General features: G+C 42.7%; 3 protein-coding genes and 1 pseudogene. All 4 read left to right on the top strand.

Going from position 1 to position 2,766, the window contains the following annotated elements:
* The coding region (locus ACFIK1_RS07255) for a hypothetical protein (protein ID WP_375662467.1) at positions 1–319 on the top strand (319 nt) is incomplete at its 5' end.
* A gap of 11 nt (positions 320–330) precedes the next feature.
* Positions 331–1,038 carry a hypothetical protein gene (locus ACFIK1_RS07250; protein WP_375662466.1) on the top strand — a complete coding sequence of 236 codons (708 nt, stop codon included), beginning with the start codon at positions 331–333 and terminating at the stop codon, positions 1,036–1,038.
* Between the two features lies 1 nt (position 1,039).
* The gene (locus tag ACFIK1_RS07245) at positions 1,040–2,497 is read left to right on the top strand and encodes a hypothetical protein (protein ID WP_375662465.1); all 1,458 of its coding nucleotides are present in this window, start codon (positions 1,040–1,042) and stop codon (positions 2,495–2,497) included.
* Positions 2,497–2,766, top strand: a pseudogene (locus ACFIK1_RS07240) (hypothetical protein); the annotation flags it as partial. The gene ACFIK1_RS07245 and the pseudogene ACFIK1_RS07240, both read left to right, overlap by 1 nt.

Below are 2,766 nucleotides of genomic sequence, written 5' to 3'. Positions count from 1 at the left end.
TTTGCGGCTTAATTTTAGCTATGAAGATAAAGAAAACGCTATGAGAATAGGCACGCTACCTCGTGGTGCTTTGATTACTTCAATTAAAGTGTTTGTTAAGACAGCATTTTCGGACACGAAGGTAAAAATAGGCAGCACTGCTGGCGGCAATGAGTTTGGTGAAGCAGAAATCAAACAACAGGCAGTAAAAGAGGTTAAGCCTACCAATCAGAAGGAGTTTATCCCTTATGATGAAGAACTTACTCTCTATGCCAAAGCGGACAAAACAGTACAAGCTGGGCAAGCAAGTATAGTCGTTGAATTCGTGACTAATCACTGAGAGGTATTTTGATGACACGTCATTATATTCGGGTTAAAACCGGAGGACCGATACCAGTAAAGCGAGATGTTTATCGTCATAAGAGAACACTTTCGCACTTAGTGTCGGTTATTCAAGATGAGATTGATGACATAGCCGATGAGTATGTTCATCAAATCCAAGAAAGCATTTTTTCAGCCATTCGTTTTTGTGAACGGGAGACCTTTTACTTTAACGAAAGCCGTGATGTGGTGTTTGAGACACGGGCGGGACAAGGTGTTTATGATGCAAGCACTACCCGCCCTATTGAAACAGCTGTTAAAATCAAAAACGTTTATCTAAGCTCTGATCAACATCATAAGTTTGCATTGGAGTGTAAGGACCATGTTTCTTTAGAGCCTTTGTTATCATCAGAGCAGCAAGGAACGCCGGTTTGTTACAGTTATTTTGATAGGAAATTACATCTTTATCCCACGCCGGATAGAGCCTATCAGATTCAACTAATTCTCTCTCCATTGCGTTTATCAGAGATAGATAGTGTCGATGAGGAGCACCCATGGTTTGTGCACGCGTTTGATTTGATTAAGGCGCGTGCAAAATACGAACTTTACAAGAATATCTTGAAAGACCCCGATTGTGCAACGGCAGCTTACAATGACTTTAACGAACAGTTGCATGAATTGCGTGCAGAGACGTCTCAACGTCATAACGTGACCAGAATAATACCAACGGATTTCTAATATGGTTTATTTTCCAGTAGCCGATTACAGACCAGATGTTGCGGTTGTCAACGGCAGCTTTACGGATAGCCTTGTGAATGTTTTACCAGCAGATGGCGGTTACATACCCATGCCTAGTGCAATGGTTGTTTCTAATCCTTTGGAAGAAAAGCCCTTGGGTTCAATCGCCTTTAGAAGTGGCAATGGTGTTAAGATAATCGTAGGAGGCAAGCAAAAGCTTTACAGTTATGATAGTCAAACCAAAGGTTGGAAGGACATTAGCCAAAGTGGTGTGACTTATCAAGCAAATGAAGAGAATAAATGGTCGTTTGCTCTTTTTAAAAACATGGTTATTGCGGTGAATAAAAATGATAAACCGCAAGTTTTCAAGGTCCTTAGTTCTGAACAGTTTGAAGATTTAGAAGGAAATCCACCGAAAGCGGGATTGGTCAAAATTTGGGGACCTTTTGTTTGTTTGATGCAATTGACAGATAATCCCAATCGCATTCATTGGTCTGGAGAAGGCGATGAAACTCTATGGGAGACTCAATATAATGTTAGTGGTTATATGGATTTCCAAGATGGAGAATACGTTCAGGGGGCAACAGAAACAACCAATCCCCTTATTTTTCTTCGTTCTGCTATTTATGCTGGTTCTTTGACGTTAGGTTCCAAGAGCCCGTTTGCTTTTCAAAAGATCCAAGACAAGCGTGGAGCGCGCAGTGCAGCCTCTATAGCGTGTCGAGGGAGTGATGCTTTTTTTGCGAGTGATGGTGGCTTTTATCAGATCAGTGCTGATGGTCAACTTTTGCCGATAGGCTTTGAGAAGGTTGATAGAACGGTTTTTAAAATCTTTGATAAGTTTGCTCTTGATGAGATGCAAGGGGTTATAGATCCCATTGATAACCGGATTTACTGGTCCTTAAAGAGAGGCAATAACGAGCAAACGACCTTTGTCTATGATTGGGGATTGCAGAAATGGTCGACGCTACAAGGGAAGCCTTTCACGTTCTTTCCAGTGTTTACGACAGGTTATACTTTAGAACAGTTAGATGAGATCTCGATCAATCTTGAGTCCTTGCCGGCTTCTTTAGACAGCCCTCGTTGGCAAAGTGGCGCGCCAATGCTTGGTGCTTTTGATGATAACAATCGGCTTGTTATGTTTACGGGAGCCCCGATGGAGGCAACGGTTGTTTCGCAAGAAATGGGGGCACCAGATGGAAGTTTTAACTTTATCACGAAGATGTTTGCTGAAGTTGATACGACGGAAGGTCTTTTAAGCATAGGAGAGCGTCGGCTTCGCAATCATCAGACGCCGATTACATGGCACCAAGAGAGGGCATGTTCATATGTCACGGGTGCTTATCATGGTCGTTCGCGCAATCGTTATCACCGCTTTAAATTGCGCATTCCTGAAGGTGTTCATTGGAACCAAATCACAGGATTTAATGTGGATTTACGTCCTTTAGGCAGAGGGTAATGGCAAAAGTCTTTTTGACCACGTCTTGGGATATGGAGCGTATAGCGCCTTATCTGGAAGACATCATTGCATCCTTTAGAGAGTATGTAGAGCGTTTCAAACATGAAATCACGTTGCAGGAACTGATTGAAGCGATTTGCAGTGGCAAGAAACAGTTATGGCTTGTTTTGGATGACGACGAGCGCTTTTTAGCGGCATTCACGACCCAGATACAGCAGACAGTTTTAGGAAAGAAGCGCGCACTGATTTGTGAATGTAGTGGGAAGGGC

The sequence above is a fragment of the Bartonella sp. OC16QHHD genome, assembly GCF_042194035.1.
GTDB lineage: Bacteria > Pseudomonadota > Alphaproteobacteria > Rhizobiales > Rhizobiaceae > Bartonella.
Note: the sequence above shows the minus strand (reverse complement) of the source record. Positions and strands in the feature narration are given on the sequence as shown.